Below are 610 nucleotides of genomic sequence, written 5' to 3'. Positions count from 1 at the left end.
CCGCTGGCCCTGTGCCTCCATGACACCCAACATCACGGGATTAATCCATTGATACGACCCTACTCTCCCGGCGTCGACGACGACGCCATCGTGCGCATCTTCACCCAAGCCAGCCGCCTCGCGCATGGCTTTCTGGGCGAAGAGTTCATTCTGAAGGCCGCAGAAGAGGTGCGAAGCCTCTACCTGCCCAATGCCGAAACCCATGTCTGGGACGATGGCAACGGGCCATGCGGCTTCATCGCCCTCATCCCAGGCACCCCGACCGAAGTCGGCGGCTTCTTCATGGACCCGGCCCATCGCGGCAAGGGCCACGGACGAGCGCTGATGGCGGACGCGCTCCGCCGCAAGGGCACGCTCGAACTCGACGTGTTCAAGCGCAACGAGATCGGCCGCCGCTTCTACGCCCGCTACGGCTTCACAGAACTCGCCGAACGGCACGACCCGCGCTTCGACCAGCCGGTCATCCGCCTGCGCTCCCAGGGCTGACCAAAACCCCGTGGCACCCACCCGCCCGGTGGGCGCCACCCTCCTGCATTTTCTTGCTGAAAATACTCCAAACCGCCCTCGCCACCCATACACCGCCCGAAAGCCGGGCATCACGGTGCCAGTG

Annotated in this window: 1 protein-coding gene; it reads left to right on the top strand. The window is 64.9% G+C overall.

All coding sequences use genetic code 11. The annotated features are described in order from the left end of the window. Positions 1 to 486, top strand: a 486-nt coding sequence (locus tag DYI42_RS24025) for a GNAT family N-acetyltransferase (protein WP_213549647.1), incomplete at its 5' end; no start/stop codon positions are given. Positions 487 to 610 lie beyond the last annotated feature (124 nt).

It is taken from the genome of Vannielia litorea (genome assembly GCF_018424695.1).
Taxonomy (GTDB): domain Bacteria; phylum Pseudomonadota; class Alphaproteobacteria; order Rhodobacterales; family Rhodobacteraceae; genus Vannielia; species Vannielia litorea_A.
Note: the sequence above shows the minus strand (reverse complement) of the source record. Positions and strands in the feature narration are given on the sequence as shown.